This window comes from Nonomuraea sp. NPDC050404 (assembly GCF_040655495.1).
Lineage (GTDB): Bacteria > Actinomycetota > Actinomycetes > Streptosporangiales > Streptosporangiaceae > Nonomuraea.
In genome coordinates, this window is record NZ_JBFAKB010000024.1 from 18,413 (window position 1) to 43,444 (window position 25,032).

Genomic DNA, 25,032 nt, shown 5'->3' on the forward strand with positions numbered 1-25,032 from the left:
TCGTGTGGCCGACGACCTCATGCCCACGCCCGCCCGCCCCAGAACCCGCCGTGGGTACGCCCTGGCCGTCACCGCCGCGGGAGCCCTGCTCGTGTTCTGCGCCGTCCTGCCGTGGGCCGGTCTGCAGGCGACGAGCAGCCTCATCGGCGGCGGCGTGGCCAATGACGTACGCGGCATCGACGACCCGTTCGGCGTCTACACGCTGATGGCCGGAATGGTGACGCTGGGCTGCGGCCTGGCCGGCATGGTGGCGCGCCCCCGGCTCGCCGCCCTGGCCGTCATCCCGGGCGGGCTGGCCCTGGTGGTGCTGGTGATGTTCATCTCCGGGGACGGCGGCGGCCTGCGCGACCGGATCTCGCTCAACCTCGGCGAGTTGCTGTCGATCGAGCCGGTGATCAGGTTCGGCTGGTTCGGCGCGCTGGCCTGCGCGCTGGCCATCGTCCTGCTGTCGGTCCTGGCGTTGTTCCGCCGCCCTGAGGCCGGGGATCAGTCGTAGAAGCCCAGCCGCCGCAGCTGCTTGGGGTCGCGCTGCCAGTCCTTGGCCACGCTGATGCGCAGGTCCAGGTAGACGCGCGTGCCCATCAGCGCCTCGATCTGCTTGCGGGCCTTGGTGCCCACGTCGCGCAGCCGCTCCCCCTTGTGCCCGATGACGATCGCCTTCTGCGAGGGCCGCTCCACGAACATGTGCGCGTAGATGTCCAGCAGGTCGTCACGCCCCTCGCGGGGCAACATCTCGTCCACGACGACGGCGATCGAGTGCGGCAGCTCGTCGCGTACCCCCTCCAGCGCCGCCTCCCTGATCAGCTCGCCGACCATCACCTGCTCGGGCTCGTCGGTGAGCCGGCCGCCCTCGTACAGCGGCGGGGACTCGGGCAGGTGCTCGATCAGCACGTCGGCCACCACGTCGAGCTGCTCGCCCGACTGCGCCGACACCGGCACGATCGCCGCGAACTCCGCCACCTGCGACACCGCCAGCAACTGCGCGGCGATCTGGTCCCTGGTGGCCAGGTCGCACTTGGTCACCACCGCGACGACCGGCGTCTTCTTCACCGCCGCCAGCTTGTCGGCGATGAACCGGTCGCCCTTGCCGATGGGCTCGTTGGCCGGCACGCAGAAGCCGATCGCGTCCACCTCGGTCAGCGTGGACAACACCAGGCTGTCGAGCCGCTCGCCGAGCAGCGTGCGCGGGCGGTGCAGGCCGGGCGTGTCGACGATGATGAGCTGGGCGTCGGGGCGGTGCACGATGCCCCTGATGACGCGCCTGGTCGTCTGCGGTTTGGACGAGGTGATCGCCACTTTCGCGCCGACCAGGGCGTTCATCAGCGTGGACTTGCCGACGTTCGGCCTCCCCACGAAGCAGGCGAATCCGGCGCGATGGTTGTCTGGCGAAGTCACATGTGCATTGTGTCCCATCAGCGGGCGTGTTCACGCCACCAGGCGAACGCCTGGGGCGCCACGTCGGGGGTCCAGGCGGTCGTGTCCAGTGCGGGCACCTCCCGCTCCGTGACCCACCGGAAGTCGTTGATCTCGACGCCGTCGGGCTCGGGCTCGGGGGAGCCGGGGGCGATCACGCAGCCGTAGGCGGCGATCACGTAGGCGACCTGGTGACCGTTGGGGTAGAGGGTGCGGAACTCGGGGCCGCCGTACACGCCGATGAGGCCCTTGACCTCGATGTCGATGCCGAGCTCCTCGCGCATCTCCCTGATCACCGCGTCCTCGGGCCGCTCGTCCGGGTCCACGCCGCCGCCGGGCGCCGCCCACAACCCGACGTCACCGTGCCGGGCCAGCAACATGCGCCCCTCGTCGTCGAACACGAAGGCCGTCACCGACGGCAACATCAGCAGATCGTTGCCGATTTTCTCCCGTAGTCTCGCCAGAAACGGCGACATCGGCATGCTCAGCCTCGCAGGGTGCCGTCGGGGCCGGCCACGAGCAGCTTGCCCGCGCCCAGCTCTGCCGCCACGGCCTCGTCGCCGGGGCTGGGGTCGCCCTCGCTCACCAGCGCCGCCGCCTCCAGGGACCGCGCGCCGCTGGAGATGGCCATGGCCGCCGCCACCTGCACCGCCGACAACGTCAGCGCGGACAGGGCCACGTTCGTCGCCGAGTAGGTGCGGCCGGTCTCGTCACGCACGGCCGCCCCCTCGGCGGATCCGTTGCGCGCCCGCGCGGCGCGGGCGAGCGTGATGATCTTGCTGTCTTCTGGGTTCACACGTTCCAGGTTAGGTGCTGACCATGGATATCGCGGCCTCGACCACCTTTCTGGTACGGGCGCCGTCCACCTCGTTCATCCCCGTGTGCACCACCGACACCAGCGTGTCCCCGACGCGCGACAACACGACGTCCATCGAGTACGGGTAGCCGTTCAGCTGCCCGCGCAGCCGCGCGCCGACCGCCTCGTCCACCGTCTCATACATGGCCTCGCGCACCGCGAGCCTGTCCAGGCGCAGGTCGGTGCCGCTGGAGGTGCGCACTCCCCGGCACTCCTCCATGGCCTCGGCCAGGGCGTCGAGGTGTCCCGCCGCCTCCTCGTTCGCGTACCGGGCGAGTCCCACCCCGGCCTGCTCGCCCAGCCCGTCCCCGTGGTAGCTGACGGCGGCCTGCGCGGTCAGCGCCTGACCCGGCGCCCGCCCGCCGGCCGGCTCCAGCACGGCCCGGCAGTTCCTGTCCGCCTGCCCGAACGGCATCCGCCACGCCTGCTCCGGCCGGACCGTGAATCCGTCGGGCAGGGGTGGCTCCTTGGTGAGCATCTCGCGCAACTGCGCCATGGCCTGCGCGTCGAGGTAGCTCTCCGCTCCCCCGCCCCCGCATCCCGCCAGGAGGCCGGTCACCAGCGCACAGGCGATGATCCCAGGTTTGGCTTTCATGATCCCCCCTTGGATCGCAGCCTCCCCCACCGACGAATGCGGCAATCCACCGGAGTAACCACCTATACGCAAAAAGGGTGCCCCCATCCGGTTTTCCGGACGAGAACACCCTTTACGCCGACCAGCGTCCGACCTTTTGCAGGCCGGGACGCTGTCGTCCCCCCAGGAACACCCTCCGACCGCGAACCCCACCCGGTCTTCGGATGCCTCCCCTTTGGACACCCACCGCACTGGATGTCGTGGTTAGAGAGTGGCGGATCCGGGTTGCAGATGACTTGTAGAACACTTGCGACATGTCCCCACAAGGGGGAAACGGGAGCCTATTCCCGTTCGGCGGCCGCCGGGACGACCTCGTCCTCGGGAGGCTTCACCCGCCGCACCACCACCGTACTGATCCGGTTACGACGCCCCGCCAGGGTCTCCGCCGTCAGCGACAACCCCTCCACCTCCGCCTGCGACCCGGCGATCGGCACCCGGCCCAGCGCATGCGCCAGCAACCCGCCGACGGTCTCCACGTCGTCCACGTCGATCTCGGTGTCGAACAATTCGGCCAGCTCATCCACCGGCATGCGCGCCGTCACCCGCATCCCGCCGTCCGCGATGTCCTCCACCCGGGGCGCCTCCTGGTCATACTCGTCGGTGATCTCCCCGACGATCTCCTCCAGGACGTCCTCGATCGTGACCAGACCCGCCGTGCCGCCGTACTCGTCGATGACGATCGCGATGTGGATCTGACGGGCCTGCATCTCCCGCATGAGCTGGTCGATGGGCTTGCTCTCCGGCACATAGGCGGCCGGACGCATGATCGACTCGATCGACTCCTTGCCACCGCCCTCACCCGACTCGTGGATCCGGCGGGCGATGTCCTTCAGATAGGCGATCCCGACGACGTCGTCCTCGTTCTCCCCCACCACCGGAATCCGGGAGAAACCACTGCGCAACGCGAGCGACAACGCCTGACTGATCGTCTTGGCGCGCTCGATGAACACCATGTCCGTACGCGGCACCATGACCTCGCGCACCAGAGTGTCACCCAGCTCGAACACCGAGTGGATCATCTCGCGCTCGTCCGGCTCGATCATCCGCCGTTCCTCGGCCAGATCCACCAGATCACGCAACTCGGCCTCGGAGGTGAACGGCCCGTCACGGAAACCCTTGCCGGGCGTCAGCGCGTTGCCGAGCAGGATGAGCAGCTTGGGCAGCGGGCCGAAGATGCGGGTCAGGCCGTACACGATCGGCGCGCTGGCCAGCGCCACCGGCTCCGCGTGCTGACGCCCCAGCGTACGCGGCATCACCCCGACCACCACATAACTGATCAGGATCATCACGACCGCGGCCCAGACATAGGCCCAGCCCTGATCGTGCATCAGATCGATGAACAGCAGCGTCGCGATCACCGTCGCGACCAGCTCACAACTCAGCCGCAACAGCAGCAGCAGGTTCAGGTAGTGCGGCGGATCCGTCACGATCGCCTGCAACCGCACCGCACCCCGCCGGCCATCGCGCACGTACTCCTCGGCACGCACCCTGGAGATGCGCGTCAGTGCCGTCTCCGCACTGGCGATCAGGCCACCGATGACCACAAGGGCGATGGCCGACAGCAACCAGCCGTTCACCGCGGGTTGCGCACCCCCTGCCACGACTCGAGGAGCCGGGACTGCAGACCGAACATCTCCTTGTGCTCCTCCGGCTCGGCGTGATCATAGCCGAGCAGATGCAGGATGCCGTGCGTACACAGCAGCTCAAGCTCGTCCGCGGCGCTGTGACCGGCCTCCTCCGCCTGCCTGGCGGCGATGTGCGGGCACAACACGACATCCCCGAGCAGCGCCGGATCGGCCGGTCCCTCGGACTCGCCACGCGCCCCGCCACCCGGACGCAACTCGTCCATCGGGAAGGCCAGCACATCGGTCGGCCCCGGCTCACCCATCCACTTCTCGTGCAACTCGGCCATCGCGTCCTCGTCGACCACCACGATGGACAACTCGGCGAGCGGGTTGATGCCCAGCTCGCCGAGCACATGACCGGCCAGGCCGACGAGGCTCTCCTCGTCGACCCCCACGCCGGACTCGTTGTTGATCTCGATGCTCATGGCCGCCGCTTCCCCCGCTGCTGGATGCCCTTCGGTTCCTGGGCCGCCTGAGTGGCGTCGTAGCGCCCGTACGCGTCCACGATCTCGCTGACCAGCTTGTGCCGCACGACGTCGGCGCTGCTCAGCCGGGAGAAGTGGATGTCCGGAATGCCATCCAGGATTTCCTGCACCACCCGCAGCCCACTGACCGTGCCCGAAGGCAGGTCAACCTGCGTCACGTCACCCGTGACCACGATCTTGGAGTTGAACCCGAGCCGCGTCAGGAACATCTTCATCTGCTCGGCCGAGGAGTTCTGCGCCTCATCAAGGATGATAAATGCATCATTAAGGGTTCTACCGCGCATATATGCGAGGGGCGCCACCTCGATCGTCCCCGCCGCCATCAGCTTGGGGATCGAGTCGGGGTCGACCATGTCGTGCAGGGCGTCGTAGAGCGGCCGCAGGTAGGGGTCGATCTTCTCGTACAGGGTGCCGGGCAGGAAGCCGAGCCGTTCGCCCGCCTCGACCGCCGGCCGGGTCAGGATGATGCGGTTGACCCGCTTCTCCTGCAGCGCCCGCACGGCCTTGGCCATGGCGAGGTAGGTCTTGCCGGTGCCCGCGGGGCCGATGCCGAAGACGACCGTGTGCTGGTCGATGGCGTCGACGTAGCGCTTCTGGTTGACGGTCTTGGGCCGGATCGTGCGGCCTCGTGAGGAGAGGATGTCGAGCGACAGCACTTCGGCGGGGCGGTCGGAGGTCATGCGGAGCATGGCGATGCTGCGCTCGACCGCGTCGGGCGTGAGCTCTCCGCCGCTGCGCAGCACTTCGACCAGTTCCTCGAACAGGCGGACCACGGTGCCGCTCTCGTCGGGGCTGCCGGTGACGGTGATCTCGTTGCCGCGCACGTGGATGTCGGCCCGGAAGGCGCCCTCGATGACGCGTAGCAGCTCGTCGCGGGAGCCCAGGAGGCTGACCATCGGGTATTCATCCGGTATCAGCACCTTCGCTTGAGTCCGCGAGGGAGGTGCTGTGCGTCGGGATTCGTGTAGTTCGGACATGGGCAGGCCAGCGGCCTGATGCCTCCCGGTCTCTTTCGGAGTTCTTCTCCGCCCATCGTATCCGGGAGCAGGCCGATTGCTCGCGCCAATATCACCGCGTCCGGTTATCCGGGCGGCCAGGTGAGGTCGCGCCCGCCGAGTACGTGGGCGTGCACGTGGGCGACGGTCTGGCCGGCGGCGGGTCCGGTGTTGAAGACGATGCGATAGCCGCTGTCGGACACTCCGTCGATGACGGCCACCTCGTGGGCGGTCTTGAGCACTTCGTCGGCGAGCCCGTCGTCGGCCTTGGCGAGGGTGGCGGCGTCGGCGTGGTGGGTCTTGGGGATGACCAGCACGTGGGTGGGCGCCTGGGGCGTGATGTCGCGGAAGGCCAGGGTCCTGCCGGTCTCGTGGACGATCTCGGCGGGGATCTCCTTGGCGACGATTTTGCAGAAGAGGCATTCGCTCACCTGATCACCCTATCGAGCCTGTGCCGTTGGGGAGTCCGTTGTGAATCGGTAATCACCTGTGTCGTGCGGAGTAAGATCAACACGGTTAGGGTGAGTGTGCGAGACTTCAGGTAAAAAGACGATTCAGGGTCGGGCGAGCGCCACCTGGCGAGGACACGACTGGGTAATGCACCCTAAGGAACCGGGGAACCCTCTAGAACCGGAAGAGCGTAAACCCATTGGTAAGGCCGTGCGTCCCACTGATGTGACCACCGAAACCCTACTGGCCGACAGGTCGATGGGGGCGGTGCCGGTCGGGTGGGATGCCGACATGGCCGTTACCGCGCTCTACAGTGCGCACTTTCGGTCGCTGGTGCGTCTCGCCGTACTGCTGGTGCGTGACATTGCAACAGCCGAGGAAGTCGTGCAGGATGCGTTCGTCGCCATCCATGGTGCCTGGCGCAGGCTGCGTGACCCCGACAAGGCGCTAGCCTACCTGCGTCAGTCTGTCGTCAACCGGTCCCGGTCCGTGCTGCGTCACCGCGCGGTCGTCGAGAAGTACGCTCCCAAGGGACTTCCTGATGCCCCGAGCGCCGAGAACGGCGCGATCGGCGAGCTGGAGCGCTCCGCCGTCATCGAGGCGCTACGTGCACTGCCAACCAGGCAGAGAGAGGCGTTGGTCCTACGCTACTACGGTGACTTGTCCGAAGCTGAGATCGCCCACGCCATGGGCATCAGCAAGGGCGCGGTCAAGAGCCACACGGCACGTGGCATGGCCGCGCTGCGATCGGTCCTGGAGACGATGTCATGACCCAGCCGCCCGACGAGTACGGCGATCTGCTGCGCCGTGCGCTCCGCACGGAGGCGGACGCGGTCGTGCCCTCGCCGGAAGGACTGGAGATCATCCGTGCCCGCATCGAGCGGCGGGGTGTGCGCAATCTGTTCTGGTGGCGAGCGGGCGCGGCGGCTGTCAGCGCGGTGCTGGTGGCGGGTGCGATCGTGATGGCGGTGCCTGAGCTGCGTTCGCAGGTGATCGATCAGGCTCCCGTCGCGCCCGCGGGCAACGAGAGCAGTGAGCTGCCGTCCAATTCCTCCACGACCCGCTCGCACCAGCCGCCGTCGAGGGAGCCGGAGCCGCAGCCGCTGCACTCCCAGCCGGTTCTGCTGCCCGACAGTCCCGAGCCGTCGTCGCCGCGTGCGACGAGGAAGGCCGAGTCGACCAGCAAGCCTTCCCCGTCGCCGAGCCCGTCCCCCACCGAGTGCGACTCCTCGCTGAGCGAGACGGCCGAGCCGCCGGCGGACTGCCCGTCGGGGTCGCCCACTCCCACGCCGACGCCGACCATGGAGGAGACGAGCGCGCCGCCGTCCTCCTGTCCTCCCGAGGAGTGCCCGCCGTCCGACGAGGTGACGGAGTCTCCCGTGCAGGCGCCCGGCCCGGCGTCCGAAGTCCCCGTGCCCACGCCCTAGCGGCCGTTCCGGCTCAGGGGTTTCTTCAGGGGTTCACCAGCGTCCCGTACGGCTGAGCAGGACCGCCGCCGCGGCCACGCCCGCCGTGGACGTACGCAGGACGGTCGGCCCCAGCAGCACCGGCGTCGCCTTGGCCGCGTTGAAGGCGGCCAGTTCCTGTTCGGAGACGCCTCCTTCGGGCCCCACGACCATCACGATGTCGCCGTCGGCCGGCAGCGTCACGGTGGACAGCGGCTCGGTGGCCTCCTCGTGCAGCACCAGCCCGAGCGCGGCCTCCGACAGCAGCCGTTCGACCTGCGCCGTGGTGGCGAGGTCGGCCACTTCCGGCAGGTGGAAGCGGCGGGCCTGCTTGCCGGCCTCACGGGCTGTGGAGCGCCAGCGGCCCAGCGCCTTGGCAACCTTGTCGCCCTTCCACTGGGTGATGCTGCGCGCGGCCTGCCAGGGGACGATCAGGTCCACGCCGGCCTCGGTCATCATCTCGACGGCCAGTTCGCCCCTGTCGCCCTTGGGCAGCCCCTGGACGACGACGAGCCGGGGCCGGGGGGCCTCGATCCGGTAGCGGCGCAGCACGTCGAGCCTGAGCGCGTCTTTCAGCGTCTCGCGTACGACGCATTCGGCCACCGTGCCTGCGCCGTCGGTGAGATCGACCCGCTCGCCGGCCCGCAGGCGGCGCACGGAGGCCGCGTGCCGCCCTTCGGGGCCGTCAAGCGTGAGCTCGGCGCCGTCGAGGTGCCGAGCCAGGAAGACGGGTACGGTCACCGGCCGTTGAAGGCGTCGCGCAGCCGGGAGAAGAAGCCCTGCTGCCCGGGGGCGAACTTGCCGGGCGGCCGCTCCTCGCCGCGCAGCCTGGCCAGCTCCTTCAGCAGGTCTTCCTGGGCGGTGTCGAGGCGGTTGGGGGTCTCGACGTTGACGTGGATGAGCAGGTCACCCCTGCCGGACTCGTTGAGCCGCTGCACGCCGCGCCCGTACATGGTGATGACCTGGCCCGACTGGGTGCCGGGCCGGACGTCGATCTCCTCGGAGCCGTCGAGGGTCTCCACGGCGAGGATGGTGCCGAGCGCGGCGGCCGTCATGGGGATCTGCACGGTGCAGTGCAGGTCGTCGCCGCGGCGCTCGAAGATCTCGTGGGGCCGTTCGACGATCTCCAGGAAGAGGTCTCCGGGCGGGCCGCCGCCGGGGCCGACCTCGCCCTCGCCGGCGAGCTGGATGTGGGTGCCGTCCTCGACGCCCGCGGGGATGCGGACCTTGATGGTACGGCGGGTGCGTACGCGGCCGTCGCCGGAGCACTCCTGGCACGGGTTGCGGATGATCGTGCCGAAGCCGCCGCACTGCGGGCACGGCCTGGAGGTCATGACCTGGCCCAGGAAGGAGCGGGTGACCTGGGAGATCTCGCCGCGGCCGTTGCACATGTCGCAGCTGTCGGGATGGGTGCCGGGCGCCGCGCCGGCGCCGTGGCAGACCTCGCAGAGCACGGCCGTGTCGACGACCAGCTCGCGGGTGGTGCCGAACGCCGTCTCGCGCAGGTCGAGCTCGACCCGGATGGTGGCGTTGCGGCCCCTGCGGGCGCGCGAGCGCGGACCGCGGGTGCCGGCCGCCGTGCCGAAGAAGGCGTCCATGATGTCGCTGAACGGGAAGCCCGCCCCGAAGCCTCCGGCGCCCGCGCCCGCGCCTGCCCCGGCGCCGCCGAAGGGGTCGCCACCCAGGTCGTACATCTGGCGCTTGCTCGGATCTGACAGCACCTCGTAGGCCTGCGTGATCTCTTTGAACCGGTCCTGGGTCTCAGGATCGGGGTTCACGTCGGGGTGCAGCTCGCGGGCGAGGCGGCGGTAGGCCTTCTTGATCTCGTCCTGACTTGCGTCACGGCGCACCCCGAGGGTGGCGTAGTAGTCGCTGTTTGCCACTTATCGACCTCTTATGATGCAGCCAGGATCTGGCTGACGTAGCGTGCCACCGCGCGCACGGCGCCCATCGTCACGGGATAGTCCATCCTGGTCGGCCCCAGCACTCCGAGCCGGGCCAGTTGGTTGTCGCCAGAACCGTATCCGGTCGCGACGACGGATGTCCCACGCAGGTAGGGGTTTTCCGAGCCGATGCGCACGGTGAGCGCGGACGGGGTGTCTGTGGAAGTCTCGCCGAGCAGCCGCATGAGGACGACCTGCTCTTCCAGCGCCTCCAGCACATCGCGCAGGCCGACGGAGAAGTCGGCGCCTGCGAGGTTGGCCGCGCCGGCGAACACGATCTTCTCGTCGTGCCGCTCGACCAGCGTTTCGAGCAGCACCGACAGGATCGTCACCGCGGCGGGCCGGTCTTCGGGAGCCAGCCGCTCGGGCAGGTCGGCGACCAGGTCGGGCACGCTGGTCAGGCCGCAGCCGTCGAGGCAGGCGTTGAGCACGGCGCGCAGGTGGGCTACGCGGGCGTCCTCCACCGCTTCCGGGAGTTCGACCACGCGTTGTTCGACGCGGCCGGTGTTGGTGATGAGCACGAGCATGACCCGCCGGTCGTTCAGCGGGACCAGTTCGACGTGCCTGACGGTCGAACGCGTGAGCGTCGGGTACTGCACGACCGCCACCTGCCTGGTCAGCTGCGCCAGCAGGCGGACCGTGCGGGTGACCACGTCGTCGAGGTCGACCGCGCCGGCGAGGAACGTCTCGATCGCCCTGCGCTCGGCCGACGACAGCGGCTTGACCTGTGAGAGCCGGTCGACGAACAGGCGGTAGCCCTTGTCCGTCGGCACGCGGCCCGCGCTGGTGTGCGGCTGGGTGATGTAGCCCTCCTCCTCCAGCGCGGCCATGTCGTTCCTGACCGTCGCCGGGGAGACCTTCAGATTGTGGCGCTCGGCGAGCGCCTTGGAGCCCACCGGTTCGTTGGTGGACACGTAGTCTTCGACAATGGCGCGGAGCACCGCCAGTTTACGATCGTCGAGCACGTGCTCACCTCCTGCCTCTGTCTCTATCAGGAACGCACCTCTTGAAGAAACGAGGTGTCTAGCACTCTGTGTTCCCGAGTGCCAAGTGTACGGCTCTCGCCCACAAGGTGCGATAACACCGCGTCCCATCCTGCTTCTAGCTTCTTGGAAGCGACAGGCCTCAGACTTGCCCACATGACCGACGATTCCCAGCCCCCGCCGTACGGCCCGCCGCCTGGGCAGGGTCCCCACCAAGGTCAGCCGCGTCCCGCTCAGTATGGCCCGCATCCGGAGTCCCAGCCCGGTTACGGTCCGCAATCAGGATCCCAGCCCGGTCCGTGGCCGCCGCCGCATCAGCAACGACCGCCGCGGCACGGCGAGGCCACGCAGTTCGATTTGCCTCCTCAGTACGGACAATACGGCCAGCAAGCCCAATTCCCACCTCCAGCCGCCACAAATGTCATAAAACCCAGCCTGTGGTGGCTCGCGGCCCCCTGGGGCGTGTTCCTGGCGTGTGTGGCGGTCGGCGTGTACTTCCTCGTGGACGGCATGGCGGGCATGACGGGCGTGGCCCCGACGAGGACGTTCGCATCCGGCGAAAGCGTCACGGTACGGATCGACCCGGCGGACCGACCCGGAGTGTTCATCACCGGTGACACTGCGGTCACCTATGACTGCTCGATCAGCGGCGGCCCGGGCCAGGCCAGGCTCGCCAGGACCACGGACGCCCAGACGATCACGGCGGGAGGCGCCGAGTGGGAGCAGTTCCTCGTGATCAACGCGCCGGCCAAGGGTGAGTACCAGCTCACCTGCAGCAACCAGGGGCAGGCCACCGTACGGTACGGCGTGGGCGGCGACCTGTCGGCCGCCGTGGGCAGGGCCGCCGGCGGCATGTTCACACTGATCTTCGTCCCCGCCGGGGGCCTGCTCGTCGCGATCGGCGGCACGGTCACCGTCCTGCTGCTCCGCAAACGCTCCCGAAGGCGCCTTGCGGTCGGCGGGTGATTTGCTACGGTCCCCGTGTGTACGAGGGCGATGTTCTGGCGGGAAATTGGCGGCGGCCGGGCAAGGGCAAGATCCCGAAAGTGCCCGCCGAACTGGAGCTGGTCGTGGAGGACGCCGACAGCGGCTTCTGCGGTGCGGTGGTGGCCTGTGACAAGGAGGCCGTCACGCTGGAGGACCGGTTCGGCAAGCGCCGCCTGTTCCCGCTCGCACCCGCCGCCTTCCTGCTGGAGGGCAAACCCGTGACCCTGGTACGCCCCGCGGCGGCCCCCGCCGGGCCCAGGCGCAGCGCGTCGGGTTCGATCGCCGTGGAGGGGCTGCGGGCCAAGGTGGCCAGGCAGAGCCGGATCTACGTGGAGGGCGTGCACGACGCCGCGCTGGTGGAGAAGATCTGGGGTCACGACCTTCGGGTCGAGGGGGTCGTCGTCGAATACCTGGAAGGTGTGGACGACCTGCCGGCCATCGTCGCCGAGTTCGACCCCGAGCCGGGCCGCCGGCTGGGCGTGCTGGTCGACCACCTGGTGCCCGGTTCCAAGGAGAGCAGGATCGCGGCCGAGATCACCTCGCCGCACGTGCTCGTGGTGGGGCATCCGTACATCGACATCTGGCAGGCGGTCAAACCGTCCGTGCTGCGCATTCCCGCCTGGCCGGACGTGCCGCGCGGGGTGCCGTGGAAGGAGGGCGTCATCGCGGCGCTCGGCTGGCGCATGGAGCCCGCGCAGGCGTGGCGGCGCATCCTCGGTGCCGTCTCGACATACACCGACCTGGAGCCTGAGCTGCTCGGCCGGGTCGAGGAACTGATCGACTTCGTTACGGAGGCACCATGAGCCAGGACCCGCCCGCACCGCCGCCCGACGACGACGCCACGCGCCGAGTCTCCCCCGCCGACCTGCCGCCGAACCCCGGCTACGGGCAGCAGCCCGGCTCTCAGCCCGGGTACGGCTCTCAGCCTGGTTACGGGCCTGGTTACGGTTCTCAGCCTGGCTACGGCCAGCCCACCCCGTACGGCCAGCAGCCCGGTTCCGCGCCGAACTACGGACAGCAGCCGCCCTCCGGCTACGGCCAGCCCGGCGGCTACGGCCAGCCCTACGGTCAACCGGGGAGCTACGGCCCGCCGCCGGGCGGCCAGGGATACCCGCAGCACCAGCCGCCGCCCGGCCACGGCTACGGTTACGCGCAGGGTCACGGCGAGCCGTACATCCCGGGCAGGTACGGCCCCCGCCCCGGCTCCGACGACACCACGATGGCCATGCTGTCGCACCTGCTGGGCCTGCTGGTCTCCTGGATCGGCCCGCTGATCATCTACCTGATGAAGAAGGACGAGTCCCCCTACGTCAGGGACCAGTCGGCCGAGGCACTGAACTTCCAGCTCACGATGTTCATCGGCTACCTCGTCTCGGGCATCCTGATGATCATCTTCATCGGCGCCCTGCTGCTGCCGGTCATTTGGGTCCTGTCCCTGATCTTCCACATCCAGGCCGCCATGGCCGCACAAAAAGGACTGCCGTACCGCTACCCGTTCGCCATCCGCATGATCACCTAGACGCGCCTGGACGCATCCAGACGCGTCTAGACCAGCAGGTCGCGGATCAGGGCGTCTGCCAGCAGGCGCCCTTGGAGGGTCAGCACCATCCGGCCCGACTTGAACGGCTCGGGCTCCAGCAGCCCGCGGGCCAGGGCGGCGGCCACGACCGTACGCGCGCCCGGCGCCACCTCGGCCAGCGGGTAGCCGGTGTCCAGCCGCAGCTCCAGCATCAGCCGCTCGGCGTCGCGGTCCTCCTGTTCGAGCACCTCGCGCGCGTGGGCGGGCGAGGCGCCGGCGGCCAGCCGCTGGGCGTAGGCGGCCGGGTGCTTGACGTTCCACCAGCGGGTGCCGCCGACGTGGGAGTGCGCCCCCGGACCGGCCGCCCACCAGTCGCCGCCGGTCCAGTAGAGCAGGTTGTGCCGGCAGCGCGCCCGGTCGGAGACGGCCCAGTTGGACACCTCGTACCAGCGGAAACCGGCCTCGGCCAGCAGTTCGTCGGCGATCAGGTAGCGGTCGGCGGCCACGTCGTCGTCGGGCATGGGCAACTCGCCGCGCCGGATCCTGGCCGCCAGCCTGGTGCCCTCCTCGACGATCAGCGAGTACGCCGACACGTGGTCGGGCCCGGCCTCGATCGCCGCGGTGAGGGAGGCCCGCCAGTCGTCGTCGGACTCGCCCGGCGTGCTGTAGATCAGGTCCAGGTTGACGTGCTCGAACCCGGCCTGCCTGGCCTCGCGCACGGCCGCGGCCGGCCGGCCCGGCGTGTGCTTGCGATCGAGCACCTGGAGCACGTGCTCGCGGGCGCTCTGCATGCCGAAGCTGATCCTGTTGAACCCGCCGTGACGCAGTTTCTCCAGGTAGGACGGGTCCACGGACTCGGGGTTGGCCTCCGTGGTGACCTCGGCCCCCGGCCGCAGCCCGAACTCGGAGTCGATCGCGGCCAGGATCCTGGCCAGGTCCTCAGGGGGCAGCAGGGTGGGGGTGCCACCACCGAAGAACACCGTCTCCACCGGCAGGCCGGCGTCGCCCAGCACGCGGCGGGCGAGGCGTATCTCCGCCACGACCGTGTCGGCGTAGTCGTGGTGGGAGGCGCCGGGGCCCAGCTCGGCGGCGGTATAGGTGTTGAAGTCGCAGTAGCCGCAGCGGGTCACGCAGAATGGCACGTGGACGTAGAAGCCGAACGGGCGCTCGCCGAGGCCCTTCAGGGCGCTCTCTGGCAGTTCGCCCGAGGTGGGCGCGGGATCGCCGTCAGGCAGGGTGGATGGCACGCCTCCCAGTGTGCCCGGCTCCCAAGAGTGCTCCAATTCGACTGCAAGTACGGCGAGGTCCACTGAATCCCTGACCAAGGGGGAATCGCATGGCAGGCATCGGCATCGTCGGGGCGGGGATCTCGGGGCTCACCCTCGCTCTGCGATTACAGCAGCTCGGCGTCGAGACGACGCTCTACTGCGAGAGCGACGCGGAATCCGTGCGCAAGGGGCGGCTGCCCAACACGGTGGGCCGGTCGGGCCATACGGCGGCGCGGGAGCGGGAGCTGGGCTCCGAGCACTTCCGGGATCCCGGCTCGCTGCTGGGCTACGCCACGCTCTCGATCGCGGGGGATCCGCCGGTGGAGTTCACGGGCAGTTTCGGCGAGCCGTTCCACGTGGCCGACTTCCGGCTGCTGCTGCCCGCGTTCATGGACGACTTCGCCGTACGCGGTGGCGAGATCGTCGTGACCGGTACGGCGCCCGACGCGGCGCAGGTGGAGCGCTGGTCGCGCGGGCACGAACTGATGGTGGTGGCCTCGGGGCGGCGCTCGCTGACCGAGTTGTTCCCGCGCGATCCCGGGCGTTCCCCCTACGATCGGCCGCAGCGCCTGGTGACCGCCGCGCTGTGCCGCGGCTTCGCCTCCGAGACGCTCTTCCGCTACAACATCTCCGGCGGGGCGGGCGAGATCTTCCGTGCGCCGATCGTGACGCGCGAGGGCGTGGTCTCGGCCGTGCTCGTCGAGGCCGTCCCCGGGGGCCCGCTGGAGCCGATCTACCGGACGCCCTGGGACGAGTTGCCCGCCGCGCTGCTCCCTGCCTTCCGTGAGCACGCGCCGCGCCTGGCCGAGCTGGTGGAGCCGGCGGAGTTCGAGATGCTGGGGCCCGACGATCTGCTGCAGGGCGCGATCACTCCCATGGTGCGCCGGCCGGTGGCCCAACTGCCTGATGGCAAGATCGCGCTGGCCATCGGGGACGCCTGGATCACCAACGACCCGATCACCGGGCAGGGCGCGAACCTGGGTTCCAGGTGCGCGTGGATCGCGGCCGAGGCCATCGCGGCGGGCGGCCCGTACGACGCCGCCTTCGGGCGTACCACGGCGGAGCGGATGTGGGAGGCGGGGGCTCCGGTCACCGACTGGACGAACGCGTTCCTGCGGCCGCCGGCCGTGCACGTCATGAGCCTGCTCATGACGGCCGGCACCAGGCAGGACGTCGCCGATCTCGTGGTGTCGCTGTTCTCCGATCCCGCCCACGCCTGGGGGCTGCTGTCGAGCCCCGAGGAGGTCGCGCGGATCATTGACGACGAGGAGCGGCGAGCCTACGATCGCGTCTAACTTATAGGAAAGTTTCCTATATAAGTGCGCAGTTCCGGGAGCCGCTCGTGAAGAAGAAGATCCTGATCGCACTGTCGCTCTTACTCGGCCTCTCGGCGGTCTCCCTGCCCGCCGAGGCGCACGGCGTCTCCGAGACACGCTTCAAACGGGTCGCGTACTTCATCCAGTGGGGCGTCTACGGGCGCAACTATCACGTCAGGGACGTGGACGTCTCGGGCGCCGCGGCCAAGCTCACGCACCTGAACTACGCCTTCGGGTTCGTCAACGCCGAAGGCGCCTGCTACTCCTCCGACCCCTGGGCGGACTGGCAGCGGCCGGTGCCGGCGGAGCAGAGCGTGGACGGGGTCGCCGACGCGCCCGGCCAGGCGCTCAACGGCAACCTCAACCAGTTGCGCAAGCTCAAGGCCAAGCACCCCGGTCTCAAGGTGATGATCTCCCTCGGCGGCTGGACCGGCTCGAAGTACTTCTCCGACGCCGTACTCACCCCCGAATCCCGGGCCGCGCTCGCCGAATCGTGCGTCGACCTGTGGCTGCGCGGCAACCTGCCGGGCCTCGAACCCGGCGCGGGCGCGGGCGTGTTCGACGGGATCGACCTGGACTGGGAGTGGCCGGGCTCATCCGGGGCCGAGGGCAACATCATCAGGCCCGAGGACAAGCGGAACTTCACCCTGTTCGTGGCCGAACTGCGCGCGCGGCTGCGGGCGCACTCCTCCGCGGCGCAACTGTCCGCCTTCCTGCCCGCCGCCGCGGCCAAGATCGATGCCGGGTTCGAGGTGCGCCAGGTGTTCAGGCAGCTCGACTTCGCCACCTTGCAGGGGTACGACCTGCGCGGCTCGTGGGAACCGCAGACCGGCCACAACGGGAACCTGTTCACCGACCGGCGGGATCCGAACCCGGTTCGGTACAGCGTGGACCAGACCGTGCGCGACTACCTCACGCGCGGGGCGCCCGCCCGCAAGCTCGTGGTCGGCGTGCCCGCGTACGGCCAGGGCTGGACGGGCGTGACGGGCGGCGGCAACGGCCTGTACAAGCCCGCCACGGGCCCGGCGCCCGGCAAGTGGGCCCCCGGCACGGAGGACTACAAGGACCTGGTGTCCAAGCCCGGCAAGCGGCACCGCGACCTGCGCACCGGGGCCGTGTGGCTCTATGACGGGAACGAGTTCTGGTCCTACGACGATCCGGCGGTGCTGGTTCAGAAGGCGGCCTACATCCGGCTCAAGGGGCTCGGCGGGTCGATGATGTGGTCCATCGACCAGGACGACGCCCGCGCCTCCCTCACCTCGGCGCTGTACTCGGTCCTGCGCTGAGACGACACCTGACCCGCGCAGCCGTCCGCACGGCCTCATCCCACGCGGACGGCTGCGCACGCCCCTGGGCTGGACGCACGCGATGCGGCTGCGCGCAGGACGTTCGTGATCCCGCACTGACGACATGGCCGGACGCGGCACCTCTCAGCGGCACCTCTCAGTTGAGGACCCGTCAGCCGAGGGCGCGCTCGGCCAGCTTGTCCCACTTGGGGTCGCGTCCGGGTACGGCCAGGATGCGGCGCAGCGCGTCCTGGTCCCCGTGCTTGGCCAGGAATGCGTCGGCCACGCTCACGCCCGTCTCCGGCCGCGAGAGAACCTCCACCTCATCCCCCGGCCCCAGTTCGCCAAGCTCAATCACCCGCAGGTACGCCCCGGGCCGCCCCGCCCGCGTGAAGCGCTTGAGCCAGCCGGGCTCGTCCAGCCAGTTGCGGAACACCACGCACGGCGTCCTCGGCCCGGTGACCTCCAGCACCGCGCCGCCCACCCGCCACCGCTCACCGACCAGGGCCCCGTTGACGTCGAGCCCCGACATGGTCAGATTCTCGCCGAATCGGCCGTCACGCAGTTCCCTGCCCAGCTCCCCCTCCCACCAGTCGTAGTCCTCCCTGGCGTAGGAGTAGACGGCCTGATCCGACGAGCCGTGGTGTTTCCTGTCGGCCCGCTCGTCCCCGGCCAGCCCATTGGCCAGCACCGCGACCCGCTGCGTGATCGGCCGCTTGTCGATCGCCGTACGCCGCAGCTCACCGGCCCATTCGGCGTCAACCGCCGCGCCGGTGTTCACGGAGAGGATGCGCATAGCTGGAGGTTAACCGAGGGCCCCCGACGCCGGCACCTCCATTTCTCCACATCTGGTCATGGTCCGCGCACAGGCCGTCACCCACGCCTGTCGTCGCGGCGGTTGAGTTGGGACTCCTCATCGAAGTCGGCAAGCTTCAGCAAAGTCTCCAGAGCCGCCTGCCGGGTCTCCTCCACCGAGGAGCCCCGCTCGCCGAAACATTCGGCCGCCACGTCCAGCAGGGCCGTCACCACGGCCGCGTCGGGGTAGGGCACGTCGACGAGGACCGTGCCGTCCGCGTCCTCCTCCTCGGTACCCACGTGGAGCCGCAGCAGCCGCCGGGTCTCCTCCGCCACAGCGACCCCCAGCACCGCGGCACGCTCAAATCGCTCAGAAGCAATCACGCCACCCTCCAGTAGCACAGGTGTTCGGTTATAGAAGGTAGACGGTGGCACCGACAGAAACCCTTACGCCGTCGGGGATCCCGAGCCGAAGGCGCACTCAGCAATGCACCTTCAGGACCGATTCGCGACCCGATTCGGGCTCAGATGGGGCTCGGTTCGCAGCCCGATTTACGGCCCCGGTTCGCGGTCCGGTTCGGGGGCCTGGTTCGCGGCCTGGTTCGCGGTCCGATTCGGGGCCTCGTTCGCGGCCCGTTTTGGGGCCTGGTTCAGGGCTCGGTTCGAGGTGCAATTCGAGGTCGGGTTCGGGTGCTGGGGCAGGCGCGCGCGGGGCACGGTCGGCGGTGGATACGCTCGAACGGTGTCCGACTCGATCATCAGTGCGTACGCCCTCACCGTGGAACTCGGCGGCAACCCCGTGCTCCGCGACATGAGCCTGACCGTGGCACCGGGCGAAATCGTGGCCGTGGTAGGCCCGAACGGCTCCGGAAAGTCCACCCTGCTGCGCTGCCTGGCCGGCCTGCAGCCCCTCACCTCCGGGAAGGTCCACGTGTTCGGCAGGCCCCCGGCCGACGACGCCGCCTTCTGGCGCGAGGTGGCCCTGCTCGGCGACGAACCGGCCTGGTATCCGGGCCTCACCACGCGCGAGCACCTGGAGCTGATGGGAGCCGTACACGCCAGGGCCAGGATGACGGTGGAGACGGCCCTGGAGTTGTTCGCTCTCGACGAGCGGGCCGACGCGCCGCCGCTGAACCTGTCCACCGGCCAGCGCCAGCGCCTCTGCCTGGCCTCCACGCTGCTGCGGCCCAGCGAGTTGCTGCTCCTCGACGAGCCGGAGCGCGGCCTGGACAGCGATTTCCGCGCCACCCTCGCCGACCTGCTCGAAGAGTACGCCGAAGAGGGCGGCACCGTCGTCATGGCCACCCACGACCAGGACCTGGCCACCATCGGCCGCCAGGTCGCCCCATCAGGAGTGCCCGCATGACCGGGGCAAGCACCGATGATCGGCCCGAACCCGCCGCCGAAGGTGGCCGCAATACCCGCCGCCACGAACTCGCCGATGGAGATGGCCACATGACCGGGCCGGGCGCCGCGAACCCGCCGTCGGAGGTGGCCGCATGACCGAGCCCAACATACGTACGGTGCGGGCATATCTGCGTTCGCGTGGCCGCGTCCGCGCGGGCCTCATGGATCGCTACGTCACCCTCTTCTGCATGGCCATGTTCATCGCCGTGGCGGGTCAGCCCCTGTCCGTGGCGGTCGGTGAGCTGGCCGTGCCCGGTGACCCCGCCCGTATGGGAGCGGGCGTGGCGCTGCTCGCGCTCGCCCTGTCCGGATTCCTGGCGACGGCCCGCACGGCAGGCCCCGTCCTGCTGCCCAGCTCCGACGCCTCCTGGTTGCTGCTGTCACCGCTGAATCGGCGGCAGGTGCTCAGCCGTACGGCGCGCCTGCTGCTCGGCGTCGCGGTGCTGGCGGGCGTGGTGCTCGGGATTGGGCTGCTGGCCGTGCTGGGCGCGCCCGACCCGCTCGTGTGGCGGGTGCTCGGCGTGCTGGTCGTGAGCGTGGCCGCGACCGTGGGCGGGATGGCGCTGGCCGTGCTCGGACAGGCGTCCCAGTCGTGGAAGTTGTGGCTGACCGGCGCGATCGCCGTACTGCTCGTGCTGGCGGCGGTGGCGGTGACCGGCCAGCTGCGCACGGTGCTGGCCATCGCCGCGAGCGCTCCCCTGCCGGTCCTGGCCACCGCCGCGTCCGGCGCCGCCGTACTCTCAGGACTGCTGGTACGGCAGGCGTGGGCGTCCCTCGACCGCATCCCCACCCACGCCCTCCTGACCTCCTCGACCCGGGCGGGACACGTCGCCGGCGCGGCCGTGTCCCTCGATCCCGGGATGTTGTCCTGGATCGCCGAGGACAACCACTGGCGGACCAGGAAGCTCGGCTCCCGGCGCTGGCCGCCGCTGCCCGCGCCGTTCGCGCTGGCCTGGCAGGACTGGCGGCGCCTGGCTCGCAGGCCCGGCCGCCTGTTGGCCATCGCCGCCACCGCGGCGCTGCCCGCGGTCGTGGGCCAGACGGGCGCCTCTCCAGCGGTGGTCGGGCTGGCCGTGCTGGCGGGCGCGCTGGCCGTGGCGGCGCTGAGCACGTCCGGCGCGCGCAGGGACGCCGACAATCCGGCCCTGGCCAGGATGATCGGCGTGGGCCTGCGACCGGCGCTCGCGGCCCGCGCGGTGTTGCCGGCGCTGCTGAGCGGGGTGTGGGCGGCCGGGGCTGCGGCCGGGATGGCGATCGGGGCCGGGCTTGGCGGTGGGGGGTCGTGGTTGCTCGGGCTGCTGGCCGCGCCCGCGCTGGCCGCCGCCGCGCTGCGGATGGCCAGGCGCGAGCCGGTCGATCATTCCATGCCGGTCCTCGACACCCCGATGGGCAGCATTCCCACGGGACCGTTCATCTGGGCGAGCAAGGGGCCTGACCTGGCCCTGCTCGGATGCCTCCCGACAGCGGTGGCGCTGGCCACCCCGTCGGCCGCCCTGGCCCCGTTCCTCGTGGCCCAGGGGATGATGAGCGCCGTGGTGCTGGTGGCGTACGTGTGGCGAGCGCACGCGAACGGCGGCAGCGCGAAGCGGTAGACGCGGTGTGGCGGGGGCGCGGCCGGCCAAGCGCGCGGAGGTCGGCGGGGGTTGCGGTAGGCCGAGCGGGCGGAAGGCGGCGGGGGTGTGGGAGGCGCGGAAGGTTCGGGCGGCGGGTGCGGGTCAGGCGACGTATACGTCGCTGGGCACGCCGCCGTACGGGATCGTCCGGTCCTTACGCATCCCCGCCCGCTCCGCCACCCGATGTGACGGCACGTTGACGTCCCTGATCACGGCCACCACGGTCCCCCGCCCCTTGCCCATGCGCAGGGCGGCCCTGGCGAGTTCGACCGCGTACCCGTGCCCCCAGGCCGACGGACGGAACCGGTAGTAGAGGTTCAGGACCTCCTCGTCCTCCACGAGCGCGGGACGCAGCCCGCCGAAGCCGAGCACGTACCTCTCCCCCGGCCGCCGTGCCGCCCAGTAGCCGATGCCGCGCTCCTCCCAGTCGGCCAGCCACAGGTCGAGCATGGCGCGGCTCGACTCCAGGTCGGTGACGGGGCCGCTGGGGTGGTACTCGCTCGTACGCGGATCGGAGTGGATCTCGTGAACGGCGTCGAGGTCATCGGCCGTCACCCGGGACAGGACCATTCGCGCCGTCTGCACCACTTCCATGCCTTCAGGGTATTCGGGCCCCAGCACCACCTGAAAGCGGCTACTTCTTGGCCTTGTCCCCCGCGTTCGAGTCGGTGGACAGCGCGGCGACGAAGGCCTCCTGCGGCACCTCGACCCGGCCGACCATCTTCATCCGCTTCTTGCCTTCCTTCTGCTTCTCCAGCAGCTTGCGCTTACGGCTGATGTCACCGCCGTAGCACTTGGCCAGCACGTCCTTGCGGATGGCGCGGATGTTCTCGCGGGCGATGACCCTGGCCCCGATGGCGGCCTGGATCGGCACCTCGAACTGCTGCCTGGGGATCAGCTCGCGCAGCTTCTTGGCCATGTCGACGCCGTAGGTGTAGGCCTTGTCCTTGTGCACGATGGCGCTGAAGGCGTCGACCGCCTCGCCCTGCAGCAGGATGTCGACCTTGACCAGCTCGGCCTCCTGCTCCCCGGCCGGCTCGTAGTCGAGCGAGGCGTAACCCCGCGTACGCGACTTGAGCTGGTCGAAGAAGTCGAAGATGATCTCGCCGAGCGGCAGCGTGTAGCGGATCTCGACCCGGTCCTCCGACAGGTAGTCCATGCCGAGGAGCTGGCCGCGCCGCCCCTGGCAGATCTCCATGATCGCGCCGATGAACTCCGCCGGCGCCAGGATCGTGGACTTGGTGACCGGCTCGAAGACCTGTGCGATCTTGCCGCCGGTGGGGAACTCGGACGGGTTGGTGACGGTGAGCTCCTTGCCGTCCTCCATGACCACGCGGTAGACCACGTTGGGCGCCGTGGAGATCAGCGACAGGCCGAACTCGCGCTCCAGCCGCTCGCGCACGATCTCCATGTGCAGCAGCCCGAGGAAGCCGACCCGGAACCCGAACCCGAGCGCGGCCGAGGTCTCCGGCTCGTACACCAGCGCGGCGTCGTTGAGCTGGAGCTTGTCCAGCGCCTCGCGCAGCTCGGGGTACTCGTCGCCGTCGATCGGGTAGAGGCCGGAGAACACCATCGGCTTGGGGTGCTCGTAGCCGGCCAGCATGTCCTTGGCACCCTTGACGGCCGCGGTGACGGTGTCACCGACCCGCGACTGCCGCACGTCCTTCACGCCGGTGATGAGATAACCCACCTCGCCCACGCCCAGCCCCAGCTCCGCGGGCTTGGGCTCCGGCGAGATGACGCCGATCTCCAGCGTCTCGTGGGTGGCTCCGGTGGACATCATCAGGATACGCTCGCGCTTGCCCAGGTGACCGTCCACGACGCGGACGTAGGTCACCACGCCGCGGTAGGTGTCGTACACCGAGTCGAAGATCAGCGCCCTGGCGGCCGCGTCGGCGTCGCCGACCGGGGCGGGCACCGAGGCCACCACGTGGTCGAGCAGCTCGCGTACGCCCACGCCGGTCTTGCCCGACACCTTGAGCACGTCGGACGGCTCGCAGCCGATCAGCCCAGCCAGCTCTTCGGCGAACTTCTCCGGCTGCGCCGCCGGCAGGTCGATCTTGTTCAGGACCGGGATGATGTGCAGGTCGGCGCTCATGGCCAGGTAGAGGTTGGCCAGCGTCTGCGCCTCGATGCCCTGGGCGGCGTCGACCAGCAGGACCGCGCCCTCACACGCCTGCAGCGACCGGGAGACCTCATAGGTGAAGTCGACGTGCCCGGGGGTGTCGATCATGTTGAGCACGTGCCCGTCCCACGGCAGCCGCACGGCCTGCGACTTGATCGTGATGCCGCGTTCGCGCTCGATGTCCATCCTGTCGAGGTACTGGGCGCGCATGGATCGATCGTCGACGACACCGGTGATCTGCAACATCCGGTCGGCAAGCGTCGACTTGCCATGGTCGATATGCGCGATGATGCAGAAATTGCGGATCAACGCGGGGTCGGTCTGGCCAGGCTGAGTGCGCACCGAAGTCCGTTTCGACAGGGTTGAGGACAAGCAGTCTTCCATGGTGACATGCCCGGGTGATTGCCCGAACCGTCATCCGCCGCGGCCTGCGCCTTCTCGCGCTGGTCGTGGCCATCGTGGTCGCGCTGGCCGGCCTCCTCGCCGCCGCGCTCCGCCTCCAGTTTACCGGTGCCCCGGCAACCTGGGCGAAGAGCACCGGCAACGACGCCTTATGGCTGGGCCACGCGTGGGTGGACGGCCGCCGTACCGAACGTGACGTGGAGAAATTGGCGCAGCGCCTGCGGGCGACGGGCGTCAAGGACGTGTACGTCCACTCCGGTCCTTTCGAATGGGATGGCCGCTTGAACCCCGCTAAATATCCCAATGCCGGAAATTTCATCAAATGGATGCGGCAACACCTGCCCGATATCCGCATCTCCGCCTGGCTCGGCCAGACCGTGAAAAACGGACTCGATCTGGACGATCCCCGATCCCGTGAGAACGTCCTGACGGGCGTGGCCGCCATCATGAAACAGGGCTACGACGGCATTCACTACAACTTCGAGCCCATCGGCGACGACGACACCGATTTCCTCGACCTCCTCGACAGAACCCGGCGGCACACCAGGCTGCTGTCCACCTCCACCCCGCAGATCGAGCCGTACTTCGGCATGCGCCTGACCGCCAGAACCGTGCTGGGCCACGACAAGTACTGGTCGCAGGGCTACTTCAGGCAGGTCGTGGACCGCGTGGACCAGGTGGCGATCATGACCTACGACTCCTTCACCCCGCTGCAGTCCCTGTACGGCGGCTACGTGACCCGCCAGGCCACCCTGGCCCTGGACCTGGTCCCGGAGGCCAAGACCCTCTACGTCGGCGCCCCGGCCTACCACGACCACGGCCTACCATGGGCGGACTACGCCGAGAGCGTGGCGATGGCCGCCGAAGGCGCCCGGCTGGCGCTGTCGGACCACGGCCGCCGCGAGCGCTTCGGCCTGGCCCTCTACGTGGACTTCGCGGCCACGGAAGAGGATTGGCGGGAGTACATGACGCGGTGGCGTTGATTTGAGCAGCCGCCTGAGTTATTGGTACGCTGGGTAACTGCGTGTGGCGCGCCCTCTCTCGAGCCCGCGCGCCCCGTCCATCACCTTAGACTTCACCGAGGCTTCTTCGTGGCGAACATCAAGTCCCAGATCAAGCGCAACAAGCAGAACGAGAAGGCTCGTCTGCGCAACAAGGCAGTCAAGTCCTCGCTGAAGACGGCTGTCCGCAAGTTCCGCGAGGCTGCCGAGCAGGGCGACGTCGCGCAGGCCACGGCCCTGCAGCAGGTCGCCGCCCGCCAGCTCGACAAGGCCGTCAGCAAGGGCGTCATCCACAAGAACCAGGCCGCCAACCGCAAGTCCGCGATCGCCAAGCAGGCCGCGGCCCTGGCCGCCGCCAAGTAAGGCCCGCAAGGGCCGCACTGCAGCGCCGCACCTCTCTTGGGGGTGCGGCGTTCTTGTTTTTGTCGCTGTTCTGTCACGGTTTCGATATCACACCGGCGTATCGGGTGCGTCTCCGTTGCGA

Annotated in this window: 29 protein-coding genes; 13 read left to right on the forward strand and 16 right to left on the reverse strand. The window is 69.6% G+C overall.

The genetic code is table 11. The features are described from left to right. The first annotated feature begins 4 nt into the window (after positions 1–4). Positions 5–496, forward strand: a complete 492-nt coding sequence (locus tag AB0I81_RS46440; protein ID WP_360672072.1) for a hypothetical protein — start codon at positions 5–7, stop codon at positions 494–496. Here the strand turns inward: AB0I81_RS46440 and era are convergent. The 8 genes from era to AB0I81_RS46480 all read right to left on the reverse strand — a co-directional run bounded on the left by era (position 487) and on the right by AB0I81_RS46480 (position 6,439). Next, complete coding sequence (gene era / locus AB0I81_RS46445; RefSeq protein WP_360672075.1) at positions 487–1,395, reverse strand: GTPase Era; 909 nt, start codon at positions 1,393–1,395, stop codon at positions 487–489. The two genes, AB0I81_RS46440 and era, sit on opposite strands and share 10 nt — an antisense overlap. Before the next feature lie 17 nt (positions 1,396–1,412). Then, positions 1,413–1,889 carry an NUDIX domain-containing protein gene (locus tag AB0I81_RS46450; protein WP_360672077.1) on the reverse strand — a complete coding sequence of 159 codons (477 nt, stop codon included), beginning with the start codon at positions 1,887–1,889 and terminating at the stop codon, positions 1,413–1,415. An 8-nt stretch (positions 1,890–1,897) separates the two neighbouring features. Beyond that, the gene (locus AB0I81_RS46455) at positions 1,898–2,218 is read right to left on the reverse strand and encodes a cytidine deaminase (protein ID WP_360672502.1); all 321 of its coding nucleotides are present in this window, start codon (positions 2,216–2,218) and stop codon (positions 1,898–1,900) included. Position 2,219: 1 nt separating this feature from the next. Then, the gene (locus AB0I81_RS46460; RefSeq protein ID WP_360672080.1) at positions 2,220–2,864 is read right to left on the reverse strand and encodes a hypothetical protein; all 645 of its coding nucleotides are present in this window, start codon (positions 2,862–2,864) and stop codon (positions 2,220–2,222) included. A gap of 320 nt (positions 2,865–3,184) precedes the next feature. Beyond that, positions 3,185–4,480, reverse strand: coding sequence for a hemolysin family protein (locus AB0I81_RS46465; RefSeq protein ID WP_360672083.1), 1,296 nt, complete (start codon positions 4,478–4,480; stop codon positions 3,185–3,187). After that, positions 4,477–4,953 (reverse strand): rRNA maturation RNase YbeY, encoded by a 477-nt coding sequence (gene ybeY / locus AB0I81_RS46470; RefSeq protein ID WP_360672086.1) that lies wholly within the window; start codon positions 4,951–4,953, stop codon positions 4,477–4,479. The genes AB0I81_RS46465 and ybeY overlap by 4 nt, the downstream gene beginning before the upstream one ends. Beyond that, on the reverse strand, positions 4,950–5,990 hold the full coding sequence (locus AB0I81_RS46475; protein WP_360672089.1) for a PhoH family protein: 1,041 nt from the start codon (positions 5,988–5,990) through the stop codon (positions 4,950–4,952). Before AB0I81_RS46475 ends, ybeY begins: the two co-directional genes overlap by 4 nt. Positions 5,991–6,094: 104 nt before the next feature. Continuing rightward, a complete protein-coding gene (locus tag AB0I81_RS46480; RefSeq protein WP_360672092.1) occupies positions 6,095–6,439 on the reverse strand; it encodes a histidine triad nucleotide-binding protein in 345 nt (114 codons plus the stop codon). Between the two features lie 277 nt (positions 6,440–6,716). On the opposite strand from AB0I81_RS46480, the gene AB0I81_RS46485 reads away from it, so the two are divergent. Next, positions 6,717–7,229: a SigE family RNA polymerase sigma factor gene (locus tag AB0I81_RS46485; RefSeq protein WP_125633878.1), complete on the forward strand. Its 513-nt coding sequence runs from the start codon at positions 6,717–6,719 to the stop codon at positions 7,227–7,229. Then, a complete protein-coding gene (locus AB0I81_RS46490) occupies positions 7,226–7,885 on the forward strand; it encodes a hypothetical protein (RefSeq protein ID WP_360672094.1) in 660 nt (219 codons plus the stop codon). The genes AB0I81_RS46485 and AB0I81_RS46490 overlap by 4 nt, the downstream gene beginning before the upstream one ends. Positions 7,886–7,918: 33 nt before the next feature. Here AB0I81_RS46490 and AB0I81_RS46495 read toward each other — a convergent pair whose 3' ends face one another. Genes AB0I81_RS46495 through hrcA form a run of 3 tightly spaced genes read right to left on the reverse strand, consistent with a single transcriptional unit; the run spans position 7,919 to position 10,811 of the window. Further along, positions 7,919–8,644, reverse strand: a complete 726-nt coding sequence (locus AB0I81_RS46495; RefSeq protein ID WP_360672097.1) for a 16S rRNA (uracil(1498)-N(3))-methyltransferase — start codon at positions 8,642–8,644, stop codon at positions 7,919–7,921. Continuing rightward, on the reverse strand, positions 8,641–9,786 hold the full coding sequence (gene dnaJ / locus AB0I81_RS46500; RefSeq protein WP_360672099.1) for a molecular chaperone DnaJ: 1,146 nt from the start codon (positions 9,784–9,786) through the stop codon (positions 8,641–8,643). Before dnaJ ends, AB0I81_RS46495 begins: the two co-directional genes overlap by 4 nt. A gap of 11 nt (positions 9,787–9,797) precedes the next feature. Further along, positions 9,798–10,811, reverse strand: coding sequence for a heat-inducible transcriptional repressor HrcA (gene hrcA, locus AB0I81_RS46505; RefSeq protein ID WP_360672102.1), 1,014 nt, complete (start codon positions 10,809–10,811; stop codon positions 9,798–9,800). A 495-nt stretch (positions 10,812–11,306) separates the two neighbouring features. Between hrcA and AB0I81_RS46510 the strand changes: the two genes are divergently transcribed. The 3 genes from AB0I81_RS46510 to AB0I81_RS46520 are packed head-to-tail and all read left to right on the forward strand — an operon-like array spanning position 11,307 to position 13,335. Next, entirely contained in the window at positions 11,307–11,795 is a 489-nt protein-coding gene (locus tag AB0I81_RS46510; protein WP_360672104.1) for a hypothetical protein, read from the forward strand. Between the two features lie 17 nt (positions 11,796–11,812). Beyond that, a complete protein-coding gene (locus AB0I81_RS46515) occupies positions 11,813–12,619 on the forward strand; it encodes a DUF3097 domain-containing protein (RefSeq protein ID WP_360672106.1) in 807 nt (268 codons plus the stop codon). Further along, positions 12,616–13,335 (forward strand): DUF4870 domain-containing protein, encoded by a 720-nt coding sequence (locus tag AB0I81_RS46520; RefSeq protein WP_360672108.1) that lies wholly within the window; start codon positions 12,616–12,618, stop codon positions 13,333–13,335. The genes AB0I81_RS46515 and AB0I81_RS46520 overlap by 4 nt, the downstream gene beginning before the upstream one ends. Positions 13,336–13,361: 26 nt before the next feature. Here the strand turns inward: AB0I81_RS46520 and hemW are convergent, their stop codons facing one another. Then, on the reverse strand, positions 13,362–14,582 hold the full coding sequence (hemW, locus tag AB0I81_RS46525) for a radical SAM family heme chaperone HemW (RefSeq protein WP_360672111.1): 1,221 nt from the start codon (positions 14,580–14,582) through the stop codon (positions 13,362–13,364). 89 nt (positions 14,583–14,671) lie between these two features. Between hemW and AB0I81_RS46530 the strand changes: the two genes are divergently transcribed. Further along, the gene (locus AB0I81_RS46530; RefSeq protein WP_360672114.1) at positions 14,672–15,898 is read left to right on the forward strand and encodes a styrene monooxygenase/indole monooxygenase family protein; all 1,227 of its coding nucleotides are present in this window, start codon (positions 14,672–14,674) and stop codon (positions 15,896–15,898) included. Positions 15,899–15,945: 47 nt separating this feature from the next. Continuing rightward, positions 15,946–17,205 carry a glycoside hydrolase family 18 protein gene (locus AB0I81_RS46535; protein WP_360672117.1) on the forward strand — a complete coding sequence of 420 codons (1,260 nt, stop codon included), beginning with the start codon at positions 15,946–15,948 and terminating at the stop codon, positions 17,203–17,205. Positions 17,206–17,377: 172 nt separating this feature from the next. Here AB0I81_RS46535 and AB0I81_RS46540 read toward each other — a convergent pair whose 3' ends face one another. Together AB0I81_RS46540 and AB0I81_RS46545 are read right to left on the reverse strand one after the other, a co-directional pair. Beyond that, complete coding sequence (locus AB0I81_RS46540; RefSeq protein ID WP_360672119.1) at positions 17,378–18,001, reverse strand: MOSC domain-containing protein; 624 nt, start codon at positions 17,999–18,001, stop codon at positions 17,378–17,380. A 77-nt stretch (positions 18,002–18,078) separates the two neighbouring features. Beyond that, positions 18,079–18,351: a hypothetical protein gene (locus AB0I81_RS46545; RefSeq protein WP_360672122.1), complete on the reverse strand. Its 273-nt coding sequence runs from the start codon at positions 18,349–18,351 to the stop codon at positions 18,079–18,081. Between the two features lie 391 nt (positions 18,352–18,742). On the opposite strand from AB0I81_RS46545, the gene ccmA reads away from it, so the two are divergent. From ccmA to AB0I81_RS46560, 3 genes are read left to right on the forward strand one after another with little or no spacing between them, the layout of a single operon-like run. Then, positions 18,743–19,366, forward strand: coding sequence for a heme ABC exporter ATP-binding protein CcmA (gene ccmA / locus AB0I81_RS46550; protein ID WP_360672125.1), 624 nt, complete (start codon positions 18,743–18,745; stop codon positions 19,364–19,366). Further along, a complete protein-coding gene (locus AB0I81_RS46555) occupies positions 19,363–19,503 on the forward strand; it encodes a hypothetical protein (RefSeq protein ID WP_360672128.1) in 141 nt (46 codons plus the stop codon). The genes ccmA and AB0I81_RS46555 overlap by 4 nt, the downstream gene beginning before the upstream one ends. Continuing rightward, on the forward strand, positions 19,500–20,999 hold the full coding sequence (locus tag AB0I81_RS46560; protein ID WP_360672131.1) for a DUF6297 family protein: 1,500 nt from the start codon (positions 19,500–19,502) through the stop codon (positions 20,997–20,999). Before AB0I81_RS46555 ends, AB0I81_RS46560 begins: the two co-directional genes overlap by 4 nt. 123 nt (positions 21,000–21,122) lie before the next feature. Here AB0I81_RS46560 and AB0I81_RS46565 read toward each other — a convergent pair whose 3' ends face one another. Together AB0I81_RS46565 and lepA are read right to left on the reverse strand one after the other, a co-directional pair. Continuing rightward, entirely contained in the window at positions 21,123–21,614 is a 492-nt protein-coding gene (locus AB0I81_RS46565; RefSeq protein WP_360672134.1) for a GNAT family N-acetyltransferase, read from the reverse strand. Between the two features lie 40 nt (positions 21,615–21,654). After that, complete coding sequence (gene lepA / locus AB0I81_RS46570) at positions 21,655–23,487, reverse strand: translation elongation factor 4 (protein WP_360672137.1); 1,833 nt, start codon at positions 23,485–23,487, stop codon at positions 21,655–21,657. A gap of 56 nt (positions 23,488–23,543) precedes the next feature. Between lepA and AB0I81_RS46575 the strand changes: the two genes are divergently transcribed. Together AB0I81_RS46575 and rpsT are read left to right on the forward strand one after the other, a co-directional pair. Beyond that, entirely contained in the window at positions 23,544–24,530 is a 987-nt protein-coding gene (locus AB0I81_RS46575; RefSeq protein ID WP_360672139.1) for a hypothetical protein, read from the forward strand. Positions 24,531–24,638: 108 nt separating this feature from the next. After that, positions 24,639–24,911, forward strand: coding sequence for a 30S ribosomal protein S20 (gene rpsT / locus AB0I81_RS46580; protein WP_360672142.1), 273 nt, complete (start codon positions 24,639–24,641; stop codon positions 24,909–24,911). The last annotated feature ends 121 nt before the right edge of the window (positions 24,912–25,032 follow it).